Genomic DNA, 19,115 nt, shown 5'->3' on the forward strand with positions numbered 1-19,115 from the left:
CTATGCCGATGCGCGTGCTCATAATCCGGAACGCTGGTCAGGCAAGACCCGCAACTGACAACCCGCAGGACTCCACCCCCAACACGAAATCAGCGCCCCTGAAATCAGAGGCGCTGCATGAAATCGGCGGACAACTGCTTTGGCAAACACCGGTTTAGATTTGATGTGAGTTCGGGCATGCCGTTTTGCAACTGAGTTTGCGGGGGCCGGGCATGGAGCACCAAAATGAGTACCGGATGGAGGTGCGCGGGTCGCGGGGAGTATCGCGGATCGAGGTCCATGATGGCCCGGCCGGACGTCGGCGCTGGCCGGATGACATCAAGGCGCGGATTGTGGCTGAGAGTTTTCAGTCCGGCGCGCGGGTCTGCGATGTTGCGGCGAAGTATGGGCTGATTGCCCGGCAACTTTCGAAAAGGCGCGGTCAGGTGCGTAAAGGGGAGCTGGTGGTGCCGATCAAGGCGGCCCCGGCATTCGTGCCGCTGATGATCGAGCGATCGGTTGCTGCCACGGCCGCCGCGTCGGCAGATACGGGGGTGATCAAGATCAAGATTTGCGGCGCCGTTTTGCATGTAACGCCGGATTGCAGCCCCGATCGCGCGGCGGCCTTGGTGGCGCTGAGGATCCTTCGGGCCGCGCTGAACGCTCTGCCGCGCGACAACCTGACTTTCATCATGTCGGAACGTGGCAAGCCAATGTCGCCAGAAGGTTTCACCAATTGGTTTTGCAAGCTGGTGAAAGCCGTAGTCGACGATGAAGGCAAGCGGCTGTTGCCGAATGGGCTTTCACCGCATGGATTGCGCAAGGCGACGTGCCGCAGACTCGCGGAAGCCAGGTGCAGCGCGCATGAGATCATGGCCATCAGCGGGCATCAAACGCTTGGCGAAGGCACCCGCTACACCGTTGCTGCGAACCGACTCCACCTTGCCGAACGGGCCGTTGCCGCGATGGAACGGAAAGAAACGCGAACAAAGACTGAAAAACCTGCCTGACAGGTTTACAAAACTGCCCCGTAGGGCGTTAATATTATTGCATGAAAAAAGGAATGGTGGGCGACCCTGGAATCGAACCAGGCACGAGTCGCCTCGGCGGAGTTACAGTCCGCTGCCGCACCTTGCAGCACGTCGCCCACTGGGGCTGGGGAATATCGAACCCCCCTTAAGCCGTCAAGCAGGAATTCACCACAAAGCCTGCTATCGTGTTTTGCCTTGCCAAAGCGGGGGCTTGTGGCGCAAACCCGCGCCCAAGGGCCATCGAACGGATCACGAGGGGCAAGCGATGAAAAAACCGACATGGGTTGTTGACAAGGAACGCTCGCGGCGGGCGGCCTCGGCGGAAACGGTATGGCTGTTCGGGCTGCATGCGGTGCGCGATGCGCTGGTCAATCCGCGGCGCGAAAAGCTGCGGCTGGTGGTGACGAAAAACGCCGCTGACAAGCTGGTCGAGGCGATGGCGAAGGGCGGTGTGATGCCTGAGGTTATTGACCCGCGCAAATTTGATGCGCAGGTGCCGCTGGCGCCGGAATCGGTGCATCAGGGGGCCGCGCTTGAGGTTCGTCCGCTGCAATGGGGCAAGCTGGATGAGGTGTGCCTGACGGGCGAGGGGGCGCCATTGGTCGTGCTTTTGGACCGGGTGACTGATCCGCATAACGTGGGGGCTGTGCTGCGCTCGGCAGAGGTATTCGGCGCACGGGCGGTGATTGCCCCTGCGCGTCATGCGGCACCCGAAACGGGCGCGTTGGCAAAAACCGCCAGCGGTGCGTTGGAGCGTCAGCCTTATTTGCGGGTTGTCAATCTGGCGCAGGCAATGGAGCAGCTGCAGGCCATGGGGTATGTGCTTTTCGGCCTTGACGGTGAGGCTGCAGAAACGCTGGGCGAGGGATTGGCGCGGATCGGGTCGCGCCCTGTCGGGCTGGTGCTGGGGGCCGAAGGGCCGGGGCTGCGTGAAAAGACGCGCGAAACCTGTGATGCGCTGGTGCGCATACCCTATCCGGGTGGATTTGGGTCGCTGAACGTGTCGAATGCGGCGGCGGTGGCGCTTTATGCGGCGGTGACGCGGTAACGATCACATCTGCTTCAAGTGGGCTATCGCGGGGTACGATGATCTGGCAGTGTGCAGGTCTGCCCAACTGGACACCGCCGTGCTGTGATGCGTTTTTTGATCTCAATTCTGGCATTTCTTCTGATTGCCTTGCCGCTTTCGGCCAAAGACAGGCTTCAGGCGCATGGCGGATGGGCGCTTGCGGGGTATGATGCGGTTGCTTATTTCGTGGCGGGAGAGGCGCGCCCGGGGATGCCGGATCAAGCCCTGAAGTGGCGCGGGCAGATCTGGCATTTTGAAAGCCGCGCCAACCGCACGGCCTTTGAGGCGAACCCCGCCGCCTATCAACCCCAGTTCGATGGCTATAGTGTTGTTTCGGTTTCGAAAAAAATGCTGACACCAGGTGATCCGCAGGTTTTTGCGGTGCATGAAAACCGGCTTTACCTGCTGCAGTCGACCTTCGAGCGTGAGGAATTCTTACGCGACCCCGCCAAGATTATTGCCCGCGCGAATGAGGTTTGGCGCGCCCTTTTAGGGCAATGACAGCATCACAACTGTGAGAGATGGGTGTTAGGGGCTTTAATGTCGGATTTTTGCTCCTATCTCTTTAGTCAGACATGACACCGGAACTGTCATGTTCAGAGATCACTGTCCCTCGTTCCGCACTTTTGCGCCCGGCCTCTTGGCTCGGGCGCTTTTTTCTGCAAATCTGGGCCCATGACACAGCATCAAGATGACGATATTCGCAAGATCCTATCCGCTACACGGGTAATCGCAGTGGTGGGAATTTCGCCCAATGCCGATCGCCCCTCGCATGAAGTGGCGCATTTTTTGCAAAGCAAGGGGTACCGGATTGTGCCGGTGAACCCCGGTCAGGCGGGCGGGCAGATATTGGGTGAGTTGGTTTACGCTGATCTGGCCGCGATTCCGGATGAGATTGCCGTAGATATGGTTGATATATTTCGGCGGTCCGAGGCAGTCCCCGAAGTGGTGGAGGCGGCCCTGAGGCATCTGCCGGGGCTGCGCACGATATGGATGCAGTTGGGGGTTGCCCATGAGGCGGCAGCCGCAACAGCGCGGGCGCGGGGGGTGACGGTGGTCATGGATCATTGCCCGAAGATCGAATATCCGCGCGTGATGGCCCGGACCTGAGCCGGGCGGGGGGCTGTCTGCCCCCCAACGCCAACCCTTTCAGGGTTGGCGCCCCCCCGAGAGTATTTTTGCCAACGAAAATGTATCAGGCCGGATTGATCTCAGCGGCGGCTGCCAAAAGGGCGTCGGCGATGAAATCGAGATCCGGGCGCGTCAGGCGGGCGGGCAGGCGCAGATCGCATGCGCGCATCAGCATGGCACGGGTTTGCGGCAGGTCTGGCTGGTCTGGTAGAAATTGCCAGTTCCAGAAGGCGCGGGCGTTGTCTTTCGACAAACCAAAGACCTGTACCGTCACGCCCCGCCGTATGGCCGCAGCCTGAAAGGCGTTGGCCTGCGCGTCTGTCCAGTTACCGGTCAGGGTGAATTGCAGGGAATCCGGGGCGCGGATCTCTTGCGGCAAGGCAGGGGGCACCTGCAGGTGGGGCGATGTGTTCAGCCTTTCTGCGACATAGTCGTGGTTGGCGCGGCCGTCGCGCACACGGCGGGCGATTTCGGGCAATTGCGGGCGGATCACGGCGGCAGAGAGATTTTGCATTCTGGTGTTGTAAAGCGGCAGCCGGTTTTGCCAGTGGTGAAAGCTGTTTTGCAGGCCGGGGTGTTTTTTCCAGTTATGCTCGTACGCGCCGGACATGATGATCGCGCGGGCGGCAAGTTCGGGGTCGTTGGTGATTAGAATTCCACCCTCGCCCGCGTTGACCAGTTTGTAGGACTGGAAGGAAAAACAGCCGATCTTGCCGATCGTGCCGATGTTGCGCCCGTTCCAGAGCGTTCCCAGAGAATGGGCCGCATCCTCAATCACCGGGATGGCGCGCGCATCGCACAGCGCCATGATTGCGTCCATATCAGAGGTGTGGCCGCGCATATGGCTGATCAACACGGCGGCGATGCTGTCATCAAGCTTTGCCGCAAAGTCGGCCATGTCGACGCGGAAGTCTTGCTCGACCTCGACCAGCACCGGCACACAATCGGCGTGTAGAATGGCCGACGGCACGGCGGCAAAGGTAAAGGCCGGCACCAGCACGCGCGCGCCGCGCGGCAGATCGAGCGCCTTCAGGGACAAGAACAGCGCCGCTGAGCAGGACGATACCGCGAGCGCATAGCGCGCCCCCATCAGATCGGCAAACTCGGCCTCAAGCAGCGCCACTGGCGCGCCTTCATTGGTGTAGCGGAACAGATCGCCCGAACTTAGCAGGCGTTCAATTTCAGCACGGGCGGCCTCGGGGATGGGTTCGGCGTCATAGACGTTGGGGGCCGGGGCGGGTGTGTTGGCGACATCGGGGGCGGGGTGGTGTCCGTCAGCGGGCATTTGCAGCTTTCCTGAATGTCTTGTTCATCAAAGCTGTAAGGGACGTGCCCGGCAAAGGCCAAATGAAACTTTCATATCGGCATGTGTTTGCCGGGCTTCACCCTAGCGGCCCAAGCGGTCGCGCAGCGAAAACCACGTCATCGCCAGCACCAAAAGTGGCCAACGCATCAACGCGCCCCCCGGAAAGCGCGGCATCGGCAGCCCGGCCAACAGATCGAACCGTTCGGCCTGCGCACCGACCGCCTCGGCCAGGATTTTACCCGCGAGGGTCGCCATGGCTACCCCATGGCCGGAATAACCCGAGGCCGACAGCACATTGGGGTGGGGGCGCAGGAAGCAGGGCATCCGGTTCATCGTGATGGCCAGCGTCCCGCCCCAGGCATGGGTGATCGGCACATCGTGCAAGGAGGGGTAGACCTCAAGCATCGGTTTGCGCACCGTCTTGATGATATCGGGAAAACGATACCCATAGCTTTCGCCGCCACCAAACAGCAGGCGGTTATCATCCGACAGGCGCCAATAGTTGACGACGAATTTGGTATCGGCCACAGCAATGTTGTCGCGCAGTACCTCGGCCACCCGGTCGCCCAAGGGGGCGGTTGCCACGATGAAGTTGTTGATTGGCATGACGCGGTTGGCGATCTGCCCGTCCAGCCCGCCCAAATAGCCGTTGCATGCCAGGATCACATGGTCAGCCTCGACATGGCCCTTGTCTGTGCGCACGATCGCGGTGGCGCCATGCTTGATGTCATGCACGACCGCGCCTTCGTATAGCTGCGCCCCGGCATTGGCCGCGGCCTGCGCAAGGCCGATGGCAAAGTTGAGCGGGTGCAGATGACCCGCGCCCCGGTCGATATCGCCGCCTTTGTAGGCGGCACTGGGCACTAGCGCCTGTAGCGCCGCCTGATCCAGGGGGGTGATCTGGTCATAGCCATAGTCGCGCGCCAGCTTTTCCGCATAGGCGTGGGAATGGGCGACCTCGCGGTCATGCCAGCAGGCGTGGGCGATACCGGGTTGATAGGTGCAGGGCATCGAATGGGCGCGGATCAGATCCTGCACCAGCGCCTTGGCCTCTTGCCCCAGATCCCACAGCTTGCGCGCCGTCGGCAGGCCGACCATCTTTTCCAGATCGTCCTGTTCCAACCGCTGCCCAGAGCCGACCTGCCCGCCATTGCGCCCCGAGGCGCCAAACCCCACGCGATGCGCCTCAAGCAAGGCCACATCATAGCCCTTTTCGGCCAGATGCAGCGCCGCCGAAAGGCCGGTATAGCCACCGCCAACGATGCAGACATCGGCCCGTGTGCGCCCCCGCAGCGCCGCAAATGGTGCAAGCGGGGTGGCCGTTTGCGCATACCAGCTGCCGGGGTATTGGCCCCGGCTGTCGTTGGCAAAGAGCAGGTTCATACGTTCAGCAGCAGGTGTTCACGTTCCCACGGGCTGATGACCTGAAGGAATTCCTTGTGCTCGTTGCGCTTCACCGCCTGATAGACGTTGCAAAACTCGGGGCCCAGAAGGTCTGTCAGGGCGGTGTCTTCGGCCATCAGGTCCAGCGCGTCGCCCATGTTATAGGGCAGATCATCGGCCCCCATATAGGCATCACCGGTGCATTCGGCGCGCGGCAATTTTTGCTCTTTCAGGCCCAGATAGCCGCAGGCAAGGCTGGCGGCAAAGCCGAGATAAGGGTTGCAATCCATCCCCGCCAACCGGTTTTCCAACCGTCGCGCGGCCGGCCCCGAAATCGGCACCCGAAGACCCGTCGTGCGATTGTCGCGGCCCCATTCCAGATTGATCGGCGCGGCGAAATCGGGGACATAGCGGCGGTAACTGTTGACGTAGGGCGCCAGCAGCGCGATGGCCGCCGGAAGGTGGTTTTGCATCCCGGCAACGAAGTGCAAGAAGGCTTCGGTTTCGTTCCCGTCGGCGTCAGAAAAGATATTCTGACCGGTTTGGCTGTCGATAACCGAGTGATGAATATGCATCGCTGAGCCGGGCTCACCTTCGATCGGTTTGGCCATGAAGGTGGCAAAACAGTCGTGGCGCAGTGCTGCCTCGCGGATCAGACGTTTGAAATAGAAAATCTCATCGGCCAGCTTGACCGGATCGCCATGGTTGAGATTGATCTCAATCTGGCCAGCACCGCCCTCTTGCAAGATGCCGTCGATTTCAAAACCCTGTGCCTCGGCAAAATCATAAATATCGTCGATGACCTTGCCGTATTCATCCACCGCCGACATCGAATAGGCCTGTTTGCCCGCAGCGCGGCGCCCCGAGCGCCCCATCGGCGGGATGATCGGCTGGTTTGGGTCGATGTTGCGCGCGACCAGAAAAAACTCCATCTCAGGGGCGACGATCGGCGTCCAGCCCTCGGCCTCATAAAGGGCCACGATGCGCTTTAGCACATTTCGCGGCGCCATGGGCACCGGATTGCCGTGCTGATCGTTCACGTCATGGATGACCTGCAAGGTGATATCCGCCGTCCATGGGGCGGCGGTGGCGGTGCTGAAATCCGGTGTCAGGATCATGTCGGGTTCGGTAAACGCGCCTGACGGGTTGTCGGCCCACTCGCCGGTTATCGTTTGCAGGAAAATCGAGTTTGGCAGGAAAAAACGATCCTGAAACGCGAACTTTGAGGCAGGCATTGCCTTGCCGCGAGCCACACCGGCAATATCAGCGACGATACATTCGACTTCGTCCAGCCGGCGGCTGCCGATATAATCACGCGCAGCCTCGGGAAGCTTGTCCATCCAATCGGACATGGGATCTGCCTTTCAGGGGTCAGAGGGGTTACGGTCTTGGGTGTTTGAAGAAATCTGCGATCTGATCAGCAATTGCCGCCGACGAATTGTGCTGCCCCAGTCGGGCGCGCGCGTTGTCCATCAGCGGGTCGGGTACGACGCCGGGGCCACGGGTGCGCAGTAGCCCCTCTATAAAGTCATCCTCGAATTCCGGATGGGCCTGTACGGTAAAGGCGCGGTCCCCATAGACCAACGCCGCATTTTCACAAAATTCGTTGCAGCCCACCACGGTGGCGCCTTCGGGAATTTGCGTTACCTGGTCACGATGCCAGGCGTTCAGGGTCAGTTTGGTGCCGCCAAAGTCATAATCCTGTGGCCCTACTGCCCAACCACCGGAATAACGCTCGACCGTGCCGCCCAGTGCTTTTGCAATGATCTGATGGCCAAAACAGATGCCGACAAGCGGCACCGCTTCGGCAATCGCCTTGCGGATAAAATCCTCCAGCGGGGCAATAAAGGGATGGTCCTCATAGGCGCCATGCCGTGAACCGGTAATCAACCAGCCCTCGCATTCATGCACGTTTTCGGGAAACGCCATCTCTTCGACGAGGTAGGTGCGAAAGGTCAGCCCATGATCGGCCAATAGATGGGCGAACATTTCAGGATAGTCGCCGGCCTCTTCCCGAAGCACGTCGGGGGATTGTCCTGTTTGTAGAATGCCGATCAACATGATGTTCCTGTGCGTTATCTACCCAAAGCCTACCCCCGACGGATAGACGTGCGCAAGGGGCCGTTATCGGGTGATCCCCTGGAAAGTGCGGGGACCTTTTTCCCATATGGCCTGACGATTTTATCCCAAGGCTATTTTAATCCAAGAGAAAAGGATTGAATAAGCAGGGGTGACTATCACGCCAGCCGGAATTACCCTCAGGGATCATCTAAACCGTATCAAGGTAGAGCTCTGATTGTTCCTCATCTGAAAGCTCGGCCATATAGTGCAGTTCCTGCCTTTTGGTCATCAGAAAATTTTCGATGATTTCCTGGGTGAAAATACGCTTGATCTGGGGACACGCCGCAAAGGTTTCGATTGCCGCTTCCCAGGTTTCTGGCAGTTGCGGCAGGGCTAACTCGTACGCGTTGCCGACGATGGGCGGTGGTGCTGCGACCTTATCCTCAAGCCCGTTCAGCGCCGCCCCCAAAAGTGCGGCGATCATCAGGTAGGGGTTAACATCACCACCCGCAACGCGGTGTTCGATCCGGCGCGCGACGGGGCCCGAGGCGGGAATCCGCAGGGCAGCGGTTCGATTTTCATAAGCCCAGCCGATACCCGTGGGGGCGTGGGCGTTGGGGACCAGGCGGTCATAGCTGTTTTTGTGTGGCGCAAAGATCAGGGTCGAACCCGGCAATGCCGAAAGACACCCCGCCACGGCATGGCGCAATGCATCCGATCCTACGGCGGTCCCATCATTGAAGATGTTGTCGCCGTTCTGATCGAGTATCGAGAAATGCGTGTGCATCCCGCTGCCAGACCACAAATCATAGGGTTTGGCCATGAAACTGGCAGCAAAACCGTGGCGTCGGGCCACCCCTTTGACCAGCATTTTGAACAGCCAGGTGTCATCAGCGGCCTTCAACGCGTCGCCCTGATGCATAAGATTGATTTCGAACTGCCCCGGCCCCGCCTCGGAAATGGCGGTGTCGGCAGGGATGTCCATTTCCTCGCAGGCGTCATAAAGCGCGGTGAAAAAGCTATCGAATGCGTCAAGCGCGCGCAAGGACAGGGTCTCTCCGCCGGTGCGTCGCTTGCCTGAGCGAGGGCTGGGGGGCACCCTTGGCTTGGCGCCAGAGTCGTCGATCAAAAAGAACTCCAACTCGGTTGCGACCACGGGTGTCAGCCCCTTGGCCTTGAACCGGTTGATCACTATGGCCAGCGCCTGACGCGGGTCGCCGTTATAGGGACGCCCGTCCATGTGGAACATCCAGATCGGCAGCAGCGCGGTAGGGGCGTCCAGCCACGGCATCGGCATGAAGCCCCGCTCTGTGGGCATCAATACGCCATCCTCATCGCCGGATTCGAATACCAGCGGGCTGTCTTCTATATCCTCGCCCCATATATCGAGGTTCATGACCGAAAATGGAAAACGCGTCCCTTCGGTGAACACCTTTGAGGCAAAACGCGCCGGAATGCGTTTGCCGCGTGCTACCCCGTTCAAATCTGCCGCCGCGACACGTATTGTGCGCACCTCAGGGTGGTCTTTTAGCCAATCCATTATCTTACCTGATGATCTGTGGCCTGAATCTGAATCTTCCTATCTGCGCGCCCGGCAGGTGGCGATTCAGTCGGCGGTTTATCTTTCCGAAAAGCGCAATCAAAGTCAGCGTCAACAATATGAAATAAAAGGCTGTGATGGGGTAAGGGATAAATGGGTTGAAGGTCTTGTCCGCAAAGAATTTCGCGTAATAAAGCGCATCGCCGTTTTGGCGAATGGCAGGAAAGCCCGAAAAGAACACAAGCGTCGTGGCGTGAAACAGAAAGATCGCCTCATTCGTGTAGCTTGGCCATGCCAGCCGCATCATCGTGGGCCAAAGCACCTTGCGAAACTTGTTCCATCCGGTCAACCCATAGGCGTCTGCCGCCTCGATGTCGCCCTTGGGGATAGAGAGCAGCGCGCCGTAAAATATCTCGGCGGAATAGGCGGCGGTATTCAGAAACAGCACGATCAGCGCGCCAGCCCAGGCACTGGTCAGCCAGGATGTGGCTATGGTCAGCGTGGTTATACCCAAAGGTATGTTGAACCCGGCACGAGGCAGCAGCACCAGAATTTCGTAAATCAGGAAAAACTGGATGAACAACGGCGAGCCGCGAAAAACGAACACAAACCATTCGGCGGGCTTGCGCAGCCAAGCGTTCTGGCTGGCCTTGGCCAGCGCCAATGCATTGGCCAGAAAGAAGCCGAACAACAGCGCAAACACGCCAAAATAAATATTCCAGATCAAACCTGAACCGATCAACGTGAACTGGTGGCAAAGCGTGAAATCGCCGCGTGGCAACATCCTTTCGCCCAGCCCGATCGAGCGCAGCCCGTAATCACTGATGATATCCAGACAGCTCATGCGTCGGCCTTTCGCATTGTTTCGCCGGCCATCGTGGCCTGCCCGCGTGAAAGGCGGGTGGTCAGGCGGCTTAGCAACTTTTCGGAGACACTGGTCAAGCCAAGATAAAAGGCCAGCAGAACAAGGAAATACCAGACCCGCCAATCGCCATGCGGATAGGCGTAGATCGATGATTTGGTGGCGCCCAGTTCGCGCGCCCAATAGACGATGTCGGCAACACCAAGCAAGAACAGCAGCGGTGTGGCCTTGATCAGGATCATCCACAGGTTCGACAGGCCGGGCAGCGCATATGTCCACATTTGCGGGATCAGGATCCGGCGGTTGACCTGGCGCGACGACATGCCGTAAGCTGCGGCGGTTTCAAGCTGCGCACGCGGCACCGCCTGCATGGCGCCGTAGATTACATTTGACGCAAAGGCGCCAAAAACCACCGAAAATGTCAAAACGGCCAGCGTGAAGCCGTAAAGTTCGTGCCACCACTGCGGGCTTGTCGATAGCGGCAATTTGGCAGCGGCGCACACAACAAAATCATTGCCTTGGCGTACCGGTTCGGTCCAGTCGGGGCATTTGATCTTATGGCGCAGATATTCGAATCCCTGGTCCAGCGCCACCGGCACAAACAGGAAAAACACGATATCGGGCACGCCTCGGATCATGGAGGTGTAAGTCTTGCCCAGCACGCGTAGCGGCAAGAAAGTTGACCGCGCGGCCAACGCCCCGCCAAAGCCAAAAATCAGCGCCACGGGGGCGGTGATGACGATCAACACCAGCACCACCAGAAACGACGCATAGAACATAAGGTGCTTGCCTGTGGACAGGTAGCACAGAAGCCATGACAGCCCCTCAAGCCCGGACGGGTCAGCGCAATTTGCGAACATGGGTGAAACGGCGGCCCGCGGGTTTTCGCAGGCCGCCTATCCTAATCAGAAGATGACAGCGTCTGCACCGAACCACTTTTGGATCAGCGCGTTCAGCGAACCATCTGCCTTCATGTCATTGATCGCCGCGTCAAATTTGCCGCGTAGTTCGGTATCGGACTTGCGAAGCCCCATGCCGACGCCATCGCCCAGCTGGATCTCGTCGCCCGCCCAAGCCAGTTGGCCACCTGCGCTTGTCTCAAAGGGAACCAGCGCATCCAGATCGCCGAAGACCGCATCGGCCTCGCCATTCTTCACAGCCGCGATCGTGTCATCCGTGGTGGCAAACTCGGCCAGGGTTGCGCCGCTTTGGGCAATGTAGTCGGCCTGAATCGTGCCGGTTTGCGCCGCGATCACGCCCTTGAGGTTGGCGTCGGCGCTAAGCGCCAGATAGCGCGACATCGTGGGCGGAATATAGGCTTCGCTGAAATCAATGGTCTGCCGACGCTCATCCGTGATGCTCATCCCGGCGATGATGGTGTCGTAGTTGCCCGACATCAGGTTCGGCACGATGCTATCCCAATCCGTGGTGACCCATTCGCAGGTCAGGTCGGCGCGTTTGCACAGCTCGTCGCCCAATTCACGCTCAAAACCATCAACCTCACCCTTGTCATTGATGAAGTTGAACGGAGGGTAGGCGCCCTCGGTGCCCATCCGTACGGTCTGCGCCGTGGCCATGCCGGCGGTCAACGCCAGAACGGAAGCCATGAGGATCAGTTTTTTCATTGGTTTATTCTCCTGTTGGGGTTGTTCTTTATCTTTATGTTGGGGTTGTTCTTTATCTTTATAGGGTCATCGTCGCAGAAAGAAACTGTCTCAGACGTTCCGTCTTTGGGGCCTTGAACAATACCGATGGTGGCCCCTCTTCTTCGATCTTGCCCTGGTGCAAAAAGACGACATGATCTGACACATCAGCCGCCAGCCGCATGTCATGTGTCACCAAAATCATCGTGCGGTGTTCGCCGGCCAGATCCTTGATGACCTTGACCACCTCTTGCTGCAATTCGGGGTCAAGCGCCGAGGTCGGTTCATCGAACAACAGCGCTTTTGGCTCCATACAAAGCGCGCGCGCGATTGCGGCCCGCTGTTGCTGACCACCCGAAAGCTGGGCGGGCCAATTGTCGGCCTTGTCCCCGATGCCAACCTTATCAAGCAGCATTCGCGCACGTTTTTCCACCGCGGCGGCGGGTTGGCCCAGCACCGTTACCGGCGCCTCCATCACGTTTTGCAAGATGGTCATATGCGACCATAAATTGAACTGCTGGAACACCATTGCCAGATTGGTCCGAAACCTGACAACCTGCGCACGGTCGGCCGGGTGACGCCGCAACCCGCTGCCGACCCATTTGACCTGCTCGCCCTCAAACAGAACATCGCCGGACTGGCTGTCCTCAAGCAGGTTGCAGCAGCGCAAAAGCGTGGATTTTCCAGATCCGGATGATCCGATCAAGCTGACCACCTTGCCACGTTCGGCCAGAATGGAGACCCCTTTGATAACTTCAAGCGGACCATAGCTTTTGTGCAGATTGCGGATTTCGATGACGGGCGCAGAAGTTGTCAATTTAAGCTCATTCTCATCGGGGTGTGTATTTTCAAGAATCAGTTGGCGCGATTTTCTGGGCGATTGCAACGGGTCTGTGGACGATAATGACGTGGTTTTCGTCATATTGTCAGGTTGAATGCGTCAATCTGACATATTCATTCACCCATGCGGGTTGCGACCCGCTGACGTGCCAGCGCGGAATCGCGATCGTTTATGCCCAGCAGATTTGAGGCGAGTCGGATCAATGCATCTTCTTGTGCCTCGCGTTCGCCATCAACCAACGCCACTTCCCACAACGCCTCAATAACGCCGATGCGGTCGTCATGCGGGATCATTTCCTTTAGCGCGCGGGTGAAACGCACCGTATCAGGGGCCTCGGCCTCGACTGTTTCAGCCGCGTGGCGCAGATCGCCCGCCTCAGAGGCGCTCAAGCCACGTCGGGCGGAAAGAACCCGGTCGATACGCGTCTTTTCGGTGAAATCATAATGCCCGTCAGCGCGCGCCAGACGCACCAGAAGTGCGGCCAGCGCCAGTTCGGCATCCGGGGCTGTCAGCGGGGCAGGTGACGGGGCGACAAGGCGCGCAAGCAGGTTTTTCAACATGCTCAGACTATAACCCACGCGTCAGTAACGGCAATTCAAAAGCAAGCGATGCCAGCCCTAACCCGGCCAACCTTCGACAATACACAAATCAGCCATACTGACCGGCGCACGAAGGGCGAGTGCGCGTTGATATTCAGCGCTTTCATAGCAGGCGCGTGCCGCCGCCATGCTGGGAAATTCGATGACAACCGCGCGGGGGCGTAGAGCGCCCTCGACAACCTCTTGTGCGCCGCCCCGCACCAAGAATCGCGCGTTGTATTTGGCAAAGGCTTCGGCATTGGCCTGTCGATAGGCATCATAGGCCTGCGGGTCGTCTACCGTGACATGGCCGATCCAATAGCCTTTTGGTGTGTTCTGCGCCATTGGCCACCTCTAATGTTGACTGTGTCAAGCGCGGGTTAGGGGCGTAACATACCGTTCCCGTTACCCTTTCCCGCGATTTTGCCCTATACCAACCGGCTTTGTTCCTTGGCGGCCCTGACGAAACCGGCAAACAGCGGGTGCGGTGCGAAGGGTTTGGATTTCAGTTCAGGGTGAAACTGCACACCGATGAACCAAGGGTGGTCCTTGATCTCGACGATTTCCGGCAGGCGACCGTCGGGGGACATGCCTGAAAACTCCAGCCCACAAGCCTCGAGCTGTTCGCGGTATTTCACATCCACCTCATAGCGGTGGCGGTGGCGTTCCTCGATGTCCGTTGTGCCGTAGATCTCGGCTACTTTCGAGCCGGGTTTCAGCACCGCCGAATAGGCCCCCAGCCGCATCGTTCCACCCTTGTCATCATCAAGCTTGCGTTCGACCCGGTGGTTGCCCTGCACCCATTCCTTCAGGTGGTAAACAACCGGGGTAAAGCGTTTCTGCCCGGCCTCATGGTCGAATTCCTCTGACCCGGCGTTTTCAAGACCTGCCAGATTGCGCGCAGCCTCGATCACCGCCATCTGCATGCCAAGGCAGATACCCAGGTAGGGCACGCCTTTTTCACGCGCATAGCGGGCGGCGCGGATCTTGCCTTCGGTGCCGCGTTCGCCAAAACCGCCGGGCACCAGAATCGCGTTGAAGCCTTCAAGGTAGGGGGCGGGGTCTTCGCGCTCAAAGATTTCGGCGTCGATCCATTCGGCCTTGACGCGCACCCGGTTGGCCATGCCGCCATGGGTCAGCGCCTCGGCGATGGATTTATAGGCGTCTTCCAGCTGCACGTATTTCCCCACGATTGCCACGCGCACCAGACCTTCGGCGTTCTCCATCCGGTCCATGACATCTTCCCAACGGGTCATATCCGGGCGCGGCGCGGGCGAAATATTAAAGGCGTCCAGCACCGCCTGATCTAGCCCGGCACGATGATAGGCCAGGGGGGCCTCATAGATCGTGTGGAGGTCATAGGCAGGAATTACGGCATCCGGACGCACATTGCAAAAAAGTGCAATCTTGGCGCGCTCTTTTTCTGGGATCGGATGCTCTGATCGGCAGACCAGCACGTCAGGCTGAAGCCCGATCGAGCGCAGTTCCTTGACCGAATGTTGGGTGGGCTTTGTCTTTAACTCGCCGCTGGCTGCCAGATAGGGCAACAGCGTCAGATGCATGAAAATGCATTGGCCACGCGGGCGATCTTGTGCGAACTGGCGGATCGCCTCAAAGAAGGGCAATCCTTCGATGTCGCCCACCGTGCCGCCGATTTCGCATAGCATGAAATCAACCTCGTCATCGGCAACGGCAAGGAAGTCTTTGATTTCATTGGTGACATGCGGGATGACCTGAATGGTCTTGCCCAGATAGGCACCGCGGCGTTCCTTTTCCAACACGTTGGAATAGATCCGCCCCGAGGAAACCGAATCCGTCTTGCGCGCGCTGACGCCGGTAAACCGTTCATAATGGCCCAGATCAAGATCCGTTTCCGCACCATCATCTGTCACGAAAACCTCGCCGTGTTCAAACGGGCTCATCGTGCCGGGATCAACGTTGAGGTAGGGGTCAAGCTTGCGCAACCTGACCGAAAACCCGCGCGCCTGCAACAAGGCCCCAAGCGCGGCCGAAGCCAACCCCTTGCCAAGCGAGGACACCACGCCGCCGGTGATGAAAACGTATCGCGCCATATGGAAAGCCCCCGTGACCCTGCAAAAATTCAAGCTGCTGGCGCACCATCCATGGCCAGCATCACGGGATTAAATGCTTAAACGATTCGCGATCCGCCCGCAACAGGACCGCAAGCTATTGGCTCTGATGTGGCGCAATGCCCTAGGGTTTGTATCAATTCGCCGGCGGAGGGGTTAGCGGTGCATCGAGTGGCGCGGCCGGCAAGGTCAGATCCGGTAAGACCGGTGCGACCTCGGGAACGGATTGTTCTGTTGTCGTCTTGTCCACGACTGAACTACCTGTCGCCTTGCGCGCCGCCAGTGACGTCAGTGCAACCGAAGTGATGATGAATGCTGCCGCAAAAACCCATGTCAGCTTTGACAGCGCATTGGCAGCCTGACGTCCGCTCATCACGCCGCCGCCACCACCGCCACCGCCCATACCAAGGCCGCCGCCCTCTGAACGTTGCAGTAGCACCACCCCGATCAGCAAAAGCGCGAGGATCAGGTGGACGGTTAGAATGACGTTTTCCATGAAACCCGTAGCCTTTTTTCGATCTGACGCGCCTATCTAGGCGCAAGCGCCGCATGGTGCAAGGCTGTTTGCGGGTTTTTGGTAAGGTACAAATACCGCTTTTGCGCCATTCACCATCGCGCATGACTGCCTTGGGTCGAAATATTTGTCCCGGACTAAAAGCCATAACCGCTAAAAACCGGTTCCCCCCATGCGCCCGCCTCGCTATAGATCGCGCGGTTTGCAAAACCTGAGGAGATGCATATGGCCAATGTCGTAGTGGTCGGTGCCCAGTGGGGCGACGAAGGCAAGGGCAAGATCGTTGACTGGCTTTCCGAGCGTGCCGATGTGATCGCGCGCTTCCAGGGCGGGCACAACGCGGGCCACACGCTCGTGATCAACGGTACAGTGTTCAAACTGTCGCTGTTACCGTCAGGGATTGTGCGACCAGGCAAGCTGGCAGTGATTGGCAACGGGGTTGTTCTGGACCCTTGGTCGCTGTTTGCCGAGATTGAGAAATTGCGGGCGCAGGGGGTCATGATCTCGACCGACAACCTGATGATTGCGGAAAACACCCCGTTGATTCTGCCGCTGCATCAGGATCTGGACAAACTGCGCGAAGAGGCTGCGGGCAAAGCCAAGATTGGCACCACCGGGCGCGGTATTGGCCCCGCCTACGAAGACAAGGTCGGGCGGCGCACGATCCGGGTGGCCGATCTGGGGGATGCCGAAACGCTAGAAACAAGAATTGACCGTTTGCTGGCACATCATGATCCGCTGCGCGCTGGTCTTGGCGCTACGCCGATTGATCGCGCAGAGCTGACCGCAATGCTGAAAGAGATCGCCCCTCGTCTGTTGGCCTATGCGCAGCCCGTCTGGAAAGTGTTGGGCGAACTGCGGCGCGCGGGCAAACGAATATTGTTTGAGGGGGCGCAGGGCAGCCTCTTGGATATCGACTTTGGAACCTATCCCTATGTTACCTCGTCGACCACAATGTCGGGGATGGCGGCAACGGGCACCGGTATGGGTCCATCGTCCATTGATTTCGTGCTGGGTATCGTCAAAGCCTATACCACGCGGGTGGGCGAAGGCCCATTCCCGTCAGAGCTGTTTGACGCGGACGGTGTGCGGTTGGGGGAACGTGGCCATGAATTTGGCACCGTCACCGGGCGTCAGCGTCGTTGCGGCTGGTTCGATGCGGTGCTGGTACGCCAGACCTGCCAGATTTCCGGCATGAACGGCATTGCATTGACCAAATTGGACGTGCTGGATGGTTTCGAGACGCTGAAAATTTGTGTTGGCTATGAAATTGACGGGGTGCGCTATGACTATCTGCCCACCGCAGCCGCCCTTCAGGCGCAGGTGACGCCGATCTACGAAGAAATGGAGGGCTGGCAGGAAAGCACCGCTGGCGCGCGCACCTGGGCCGAGCTTCCCGCCGCGGCGATCAAATATGTGCGCCGTGTTGAAGAGCTGATCCAATGTCCGGTGGCAATGCTTTCAACCAGCCCCGAACGTGACGACACCATCCTAGTCACCGATCCGTTTGCTGACTGATGGCGTTGGCATACCGCACACGGCGCCGTTTGGCGCTGCTGATCCTTCTGGTGGGGTTGCCGGCCTATGTGGTGGTCGCGGTTACTGCCGTCAACTGGGCGGATCGCACGTTTGGCCGGCTACCGATTTGGGCTGAGTTGCTGGTTTACTGTGTTCTCGGGGTTTTGTGGGCATTGCCGTTCAAGACCGTATTCCGTGGCGTCGGGCATGCAGACCCGGAAACTCCGCCCCCCGACAGGCAACAGGATTAAGCGCCAAGCCTGACAAGCCCTGAAAACGCCCGCCCCGTTTGGCTGACGTCCTTTGGGATATGAGTCGCTACAATGACGCCTGCCGGAATTTATTTCGGCAGGCGAGATATTTTGGTCCGGCAGCGTACCCAGACGATCAACGCGCTGCGGGCTCATCTGGCTGAGCAAGGCATCGTCGCGCCGACCGGCCCCGCCCATGTCGGATGTCTCGCTGCGGTCATCGACGGCGACAACGGGACGTTGCCTTCGACGGTGAGAGACTTGGCGCGACTGCTTCTGGATCAAATCGCAGTTTTGAGGGGGAGGTTGCGGATCTGGATGCCGAACTGCGCCGACGTGCGAGCGTCGATGATACCGCGCGCCGACTGGCGACGATCCCGGGCGTGGGGCCGATCACCGCTGCAGCAATCACTACCTTCGCGCCACCTATGGAGACCTTCTCAAAAGGCCGCAACTTTGCGGCTTGGGTTGGCCTCACGCCGAGACAGTATTCGAGCGGCGGCAAGGAGCGCAAACCGAAGATGCTGGTTGCGGTGGCGCTGGCCAACCGCATGGCCAGAACTGCCTGGGCTTTCGCCATTGGGCTTGAACCAATGGCGCCTCAATGGCTTACTGCGCAAGGGCGAGGATTACAGAGATCCGGCGATGGCGACCGCATAGGTCAAGATCGCCGGTGTGTCGCCGTGGATGTGAGCAGGACGAGGGAACGTAAGGGCAAACGGTCAAGAGATCGGATCGGGAGAACCATTGTTCCGGACGACGCGCCGTTGAGCGCGGGTAAGTGAACCGGGCACGATCTGAACCGCCCCGGGTTCACCGGAGGGCAAAACTCTTGGAGAATTGCCAGTTATGGAACAGACATCAAAGAAGAAGACCTCGAAGCCGTATTCACCCGTTGCCTGACAGTGCATTGCAAATGCACGAGAAGGTGAGTTCCGCGAGCGTGCGGTTCGGTTGGTTATGGAGCACCGCGATGATTATCAGTCTGAGGCTGCGGCGCTGACAGCGATCGCTGGTAAATTGGGTTGTTCGCCGGACAGCCTTCGCGTTTGGATGCGTCAGATCCAGCGTGATGGTGGCGAGCGACCGGGCCCTACCAGCGCTGAGATTGCACGGATCAAAGAGTTGGAGCGAGAAGTGCGCGAACTGCGCCAAGCTAATGAGATCTTGCGTAAGGGTGAGCCAGTGAAGGCGCCACTGGTTCAAGCCCACTGGCGAACGCTTATTTTGCCCAGCCCCCTCTCGCGGTTTGCTTGCAAACCGCTGCCGGGCAACGGCTGCACCGTGGAACGCTTGATGCGCAGTTTGGGCCTCAGAG

21 protein-coding genes and 1 tRNA gene are annotated in these 19,115 nt (G+C 59.1%); 8 read left to right on the forward strand and 14 right to left on the reverse strand.

Features of this window, described 5'->3' with window-relative positions:
- Positions 1 to 212 precede the first annotated feature (212 nt).
- Positions 213 to 989, forward strand: a complete 777-nt coding sequence (locus ACM62R_RS05825; protein WP_415183116.1) for a transposase — start codon at positions 213 to 215, stop codon at positions 987 to 989.
- A gap of 54 nt (positions 990 to 1,043) precedes the next feature.
- Here ACM62R_RS05825 and ACM62R_RS05830 read toward each other — a convergent pair.
- Positions 1,044 to 1,127 (reverse strand) — tRNA-Tyr (locus ACM62R_RS05830).
- A gap of 148 nt (positions 1,128 to 1,275) precedes the next feature.
- Here ACM62R_RS05830 and rlmB point away from each other — a divergent pair.
- The 3 genes from rlmB (at position 1,276) to ACM62R_RS05845 (ending at position 3,189) form a co-directional block, all read left to right on the forward strand.
- Positions 1,276 to 2,058 carry a 23S rRNA (guanosine(2251)-2'-O)-methyltransferase RlmB gene (gene rlmB / locus ACM62R_RS05835; protein ID WP_415183117.1) on the forward strand — a complete coding sequence of 261 codons (783 nt, stop codon included), beginning with the start codon at positions 1,276 to 1,278 and terminating at the stop codon, positions 2,056 to 2,058.
- 87 nt (positions 2,059 to 2,145) lie between these two features.
- Entirely contained in the window at positions 2,146 to 2,580 is a 435-nt protein-coding gene (locus ACM62R_RS05840; RefSeq protein WP_415183118.1) for a YHS domain-containing (seleno)protein, read from the forward strand.
- Positions 2,581 to 2,754: 174 nt separating this feature from the next.
- Positions 2,755 to 3,189: a CoA-binding protein gene (locus ACM62R_RS05845; protein ID WP_415183119.1), complete on the forward strand. Its 435-nt coding sequence runs from the start codon at positions 2,755 to 2,757 to the stop codon at positions 3,187 to 3,189.
- An 85-nt stretch (positions 3,190 to 3,274) separates the two neighbouring features.
- On the opposite strand, the gene ACM62R_RS05850 is transcribed toward ACM62R_RS05845, so the two are convergent.
- The 13 genes from ACM62R_RS05850 to secG all read right to left on the reverse strand — a co-directional run bounded on the left by ACM62R_RS05850 (position 3,275) and on the right by secG (position 16,010).
- On the reverse strand, positions 3,275 to 4,495 hold the full coding sequence (locus ACM62R_RS05850; RefSeq protein ID WP_415183120.1) for a DegT/DnrJ/EryC1/StrS family aminotransferase: 1,221 nt from the start codon (positions 4,493 to 4,495) through the stop codon (positions 3,275 to 3,277).
- A 102-nt stretch (positions 4,496 to 4,597) separates the two neighbouring features.
- Positions 4,598 to 5,899 carry an NAD(P)/FAD-dependent oxidoreductase gene (locus tag ACM62R_RS05855; protein ID WP_415183121.1) on the reverse strand — a complete coding sequence of 434 codons (1,302 nt, stop codon included), beginning with the start codon at positions 5,897 to 5,899 and terminating at the stop codon, positions 4,598 to 4,600.
- Complete coding sequence (locus tag ACM62R_RS05860) at positions 5,896 to 7,251, reverse strand: glutamine synthetase family protein (RefSeq protein WP_415183122.1); 1,356 nt, start codon at positions 7,249 to 7,251, stop codon at positions 5,896 to 5,898. Before ACM62R_RS05860 ends, ACM62R_RS05855 begins: the two co-directional genes overlap by 4 nt.
- 28 nt (positions 7,252 to 7,279) lie before the next feature.
- Positions 7,280 to 7,960 carry a type 1 glutamine amidotransferase gene (locus ACM62R_RS05865; protein WP_415183123.1) on the reverse strand — a complete coding sequence of 227 codons (681 nt, stop codon included), beginning with the start codon at positions 7,958 to 7,960 and terminating at the stop codon, positions 7,280 to 7,282.
- Positions 7,961 to 8,168: 208 nt separating this feature from the next.
- The gene (locus ACM62R_RS05870) at positions 8,169 to 9,500 is read right to left on the reverse strand and encodes a glutamine synthetase family protein (protein ID WP_415183124.1); all 1,332 of its coding nucleotides are present in this window, start codon (positions 9,498 to 9,500) and stop codon (positions 8,169 to 8,171) included.
- A 4-nt stretch (positions 9,501 to 9,504) separates the two neighbouring features.
- Positions 9,505 to 10,344 (reverse strand): ABC transporter permease subunit, encoded by an 840-nt coding sequence (locus ACM62R_RS05875; RefSeq protein WP_415183125.1) that lies wholly within the window; start codon positions 10,342 to 10,344, stop codon positions 9,505 to 9,507.
- The gene (locus ACM62R_RS05880; protein WP_415183126.1) at positions 10,341 to 11,222 is read right to left on the reverse strand and encodes an ABC transporter permease; all 882 of its coding nucleotides are present in this window, start codon (positions 11,220 to 11,222) and stop codon (positions 10,341 to 10,343) included. Before ACM62R_RS05880 ends, ACM62R_RS05875 begins: the two co-directional genes overlap by 4 nt.
- A 45-nt stretch (positions 11,223 to 11,267) precedes the next feature.
- Positions 11,268 to 11,987 carry a transporter substrate-binding domain-containing protein gene (locus ACM62R_RS05885; protein WP_415183127.1) on the reverse strand — a complete coding sequence of 240 codons (720 nt, stop codon included), beginning with the start codon at positions 11,985 to 11,987 and terminating at the stop codon, positions 11,268 to 11,270.
- Positions 11,988 to 12,045: 58 nt separating this feature from the next.
- A complete protein-coding gene (locus ACM62R_RS05890; RefSeq protein ID WP_415183128.1) occupies positions 12,046 to 12,927 on the reverse strand; it encodes an ABC transporter ATP-binding protein in 882 nt (293 codons plus the stop codon).
- Between the two features lie 32 nt (positions 12,928 to 12,959).
- On the reverse strand, positions 12,960 to 13,406 hold the full coding sequence (locus tag ACM62R_RS05895; protein ID WP_415183129.1) for a TerB family tellurite resistance protein: 447 nt from the start codon (positions 13,404 to 13,406) through the stop codon (positions 12,960 to 12,962).
- Between the two features lie 57 nt (positions 13,407 to 13,463).
- Complete coding sequence (locus tag ACM62R_RS05900; protein WP_415183130.1) at positions 13,464 to 13,769, reverse strand: DUF1330 domain-containing protein; 306 nt, start codon at positions 13,767 to 13,769, stop codon at positions 13,464 to 13,466.
- 83 nt (positions 13,770 to 13,852) lie between these two features.
- Positions 13,853 to 15,496, reverse strand: coding sequence for a CTP synthase (locus ACM62R_RS05905; RefSeq protein ID WP_415183131.1), 1,644 nt, complete (start codon positions 15,494 to 15,496; stop codon positions 13,853 to 13,855).
- A gap of 154 nt (positions 15,497 to 15,650) precedes the next feature.
- A complete protein-coding gene (secG, locus tag ACM62R_RS05910; RefSeq protein ID WP_415183132.1) occupies positions 15,651 to 16,010 on the reverse strand; it encodes a preprotein translocase subunit SecG in 360 nt (119 codons plus the stop codon).
- A gap of 243 nt (positions 16,011 to 16,253) precedes the next feature.
- Between secG and ACM62R_RS05915 the strand changes: the two genes are divergently transcribed.
- From ACM62R_RS05915 to ACM62R_RS05930, 4 genes are all read left to right on the forward strand, one after another.
- A complete protein-coding gene (locus ACM62R_RS05915; RefSeq protein ID WP_415183133.1) occupies positions 16,254 to 17,546 on the forward strand; it encodes an adenylosuccinate synthase in 1,293 nt (430 codons plus the stop codon).
- Positions 17,546 to 17,797, forward strand: coding sequence for a DUF2842 domain-containing protein (locus ACM62R_RS05920; RefSeq protein ID WP_415183134.1), 252 nt, complete (start codon positions 17,546 to 17,548; stop codon positions 17,795 to 17,797). Before ACM62R_RS05915 ends, ACM62R_RS05920 begins: the two co-directional genes overlap by 1 nt.
- Before the next feature lie 203 nt (positions 17,798 to 18,000).
- On the forward strand, positions 18,001 to 18,582 hold the full coding sequence (locus ACM62R_RS05925; protein ID WP_415183135.1) for a transposase: 582 nt from the start codon (positions 18,001 to 18,003) through the stop codon (positions 18,580 to 18,582).
- A gap of 175 nt (positions 18,583 to 18,757) precedes the next feature.
- Positions 18,758 to 19,115, forward strand: a 358-nt coding sequence (locus ACM62R_RS05930) for a transposase (protein WP_415183136.1), incomplete at its 3' end; no start/stop codon positions are given.

The sequence above is a fragment of the Phaeovulum sp. genome, assembly GCF_047638075.1.
GTDB lineage: Bacteria > Pseudomonadota > Alphaproteobacteria > Rhodobacterales > Rhodobacteraceae > UBA6197.

Bases quoted from the DNA above. Each gene is read 5' to 3' on its own strand.
- ACM62R_RS05825 (WP_415183116.1), top strand. From the start codon at position 213: ATGGAGCACCAAAATGAGTACCGGATGGAGGTGCGCGGGTCGCGGGGA.
- ACM62R_RS05915 (WP_415183133.1), top strand. From the start codon at position 16,254: ATGGCCAATGTCGTAGTGGTCGGTGCCCAGTGGGGCGACGAAGGCAAG.
- ACM62R_RS05890 (WP_415183128.1), bottom strand. From the start codon at position 12,927: ATGACGAAAACCACGTCATTATCGTCCACAGACCCGTTGCAATCGCCC.
- ACM62R_RS05855 (WP_415183121.1), bottom strand. From the start codon at position 5,899: ATGAACCTGCTCTTTGCCAACGACAGCCGGGGCCAATACCCCGGCAGC.
- ACM62R_RS05880 (WP_415183126.1), bottom strand. From the start codon at position 11,222: ATGTTCGCAAATTGCGCTGACCCGTCCGGGCTTGAGGGGCTGTCATGG.
- ACM62R_RS05920 (WP_415183134.1), top strand. From the start codon at position 17,546: ATGGCGTTGGCATACCGCACACGGCGCCGTTTGGCGCTGCTGATCCTT.
- secG (WP_415183132.1), bottom strand. From the start codon at position 16,010: ATGGAAAACGTCATTCTAACCGTCCACCTGATCCTCGCGCTTTTGCTG.
- ACM62R_RS05845 (WP_415183119.1), top strand. From the start codon at position 2,755: ATGACACAGCATCAAGATGACGATATTCGCAAGATCCTATCCGCTACA.
- ACM62R_RS05925 (WP_415183135.1), top strand. From the start codon at position 18,001: ATGTCTCGCTGCGGTCATCGACGGCGACAACGGGACGTTGCCTTCGAC.
- ACM62R_RS05870 (WP_415183124.1), bottom strand. From the start codon at position 9,500: ATGGATTGGCTAAAAGACCACCCTGAGGTGCGCACAATACGTGTCGCG.
- ACM62R_RS05850 (WP_415183120.1), bottom strand. From the start codon at position 4,495: ATGCCCGCTGACGGACACCACCCCGCCCCCGATGTCGCCAACACACCC.
- ACM62R_RS05860 (WP_415183122.1), bottom strand. From the start codon at position 7,251: ATGTCCGATTGGATGGACAAGCTTCCCGAGGCTGCGCGTGATTATATC.
- ACM62R_RS05840 (WP_415183118.1), top strand. From the start codon at position 2,146: ATGCGTTTTTTGATCTCAATTCTGGCATTTCTTCTGATTGCCTTGCCG.
- ACM62R_RS05905 (WP_415183131.1), bottom strand. From the start codon at position 15,496: ATGGCGCGATACGTTTTCATCACCGGCGGCGTGGTGTCCTCGCTTGGC.
- ACM62R_RS05895 (WP_415183129.1), bottom strand. From the start codon at position 13,406: ATGTTGAAAAACCTGCTTGCGCGCCTTGTCGCCCCGTCACCTGCCCCG.
- ACM62R_RS05865 (WP_415183123.1), bottom strand. From the start codon at position 7,960: ATGTTGATCGGCATTCTACAAACAGGACAATCCCCCGACGTGCTTCGG.
- rlmB (WP_415183117.1), top strand. From the start codon at position 1,276: ATGAAAAAACCGACATGGGTTGTTGACAAGGAACGCTCGCGGCGGGCG.
- ACM62R_RS05885 (WP_415183127.1), bottom strand. From the start codon at position 11,987: ATGAAAAAACTGATCCTCATGGCTTCCGTTCTGGCGTTGACCGCCGGC.
- ACM62R_RS05900 (WP_415183130.1), bottom strand. From the start codon at position 13,769: ATGGCGCAGAACACACCAAAAGGCTATTGGATCGGCCATGTCACGGTA.
- ACM62R_RS05875 (WP_415183125.1), bottom strand. From the start codon at position 10,344: ATGAGCTGTCTGGATATCATCAGTGATTACGGGCTGCGCTCGATCGGG.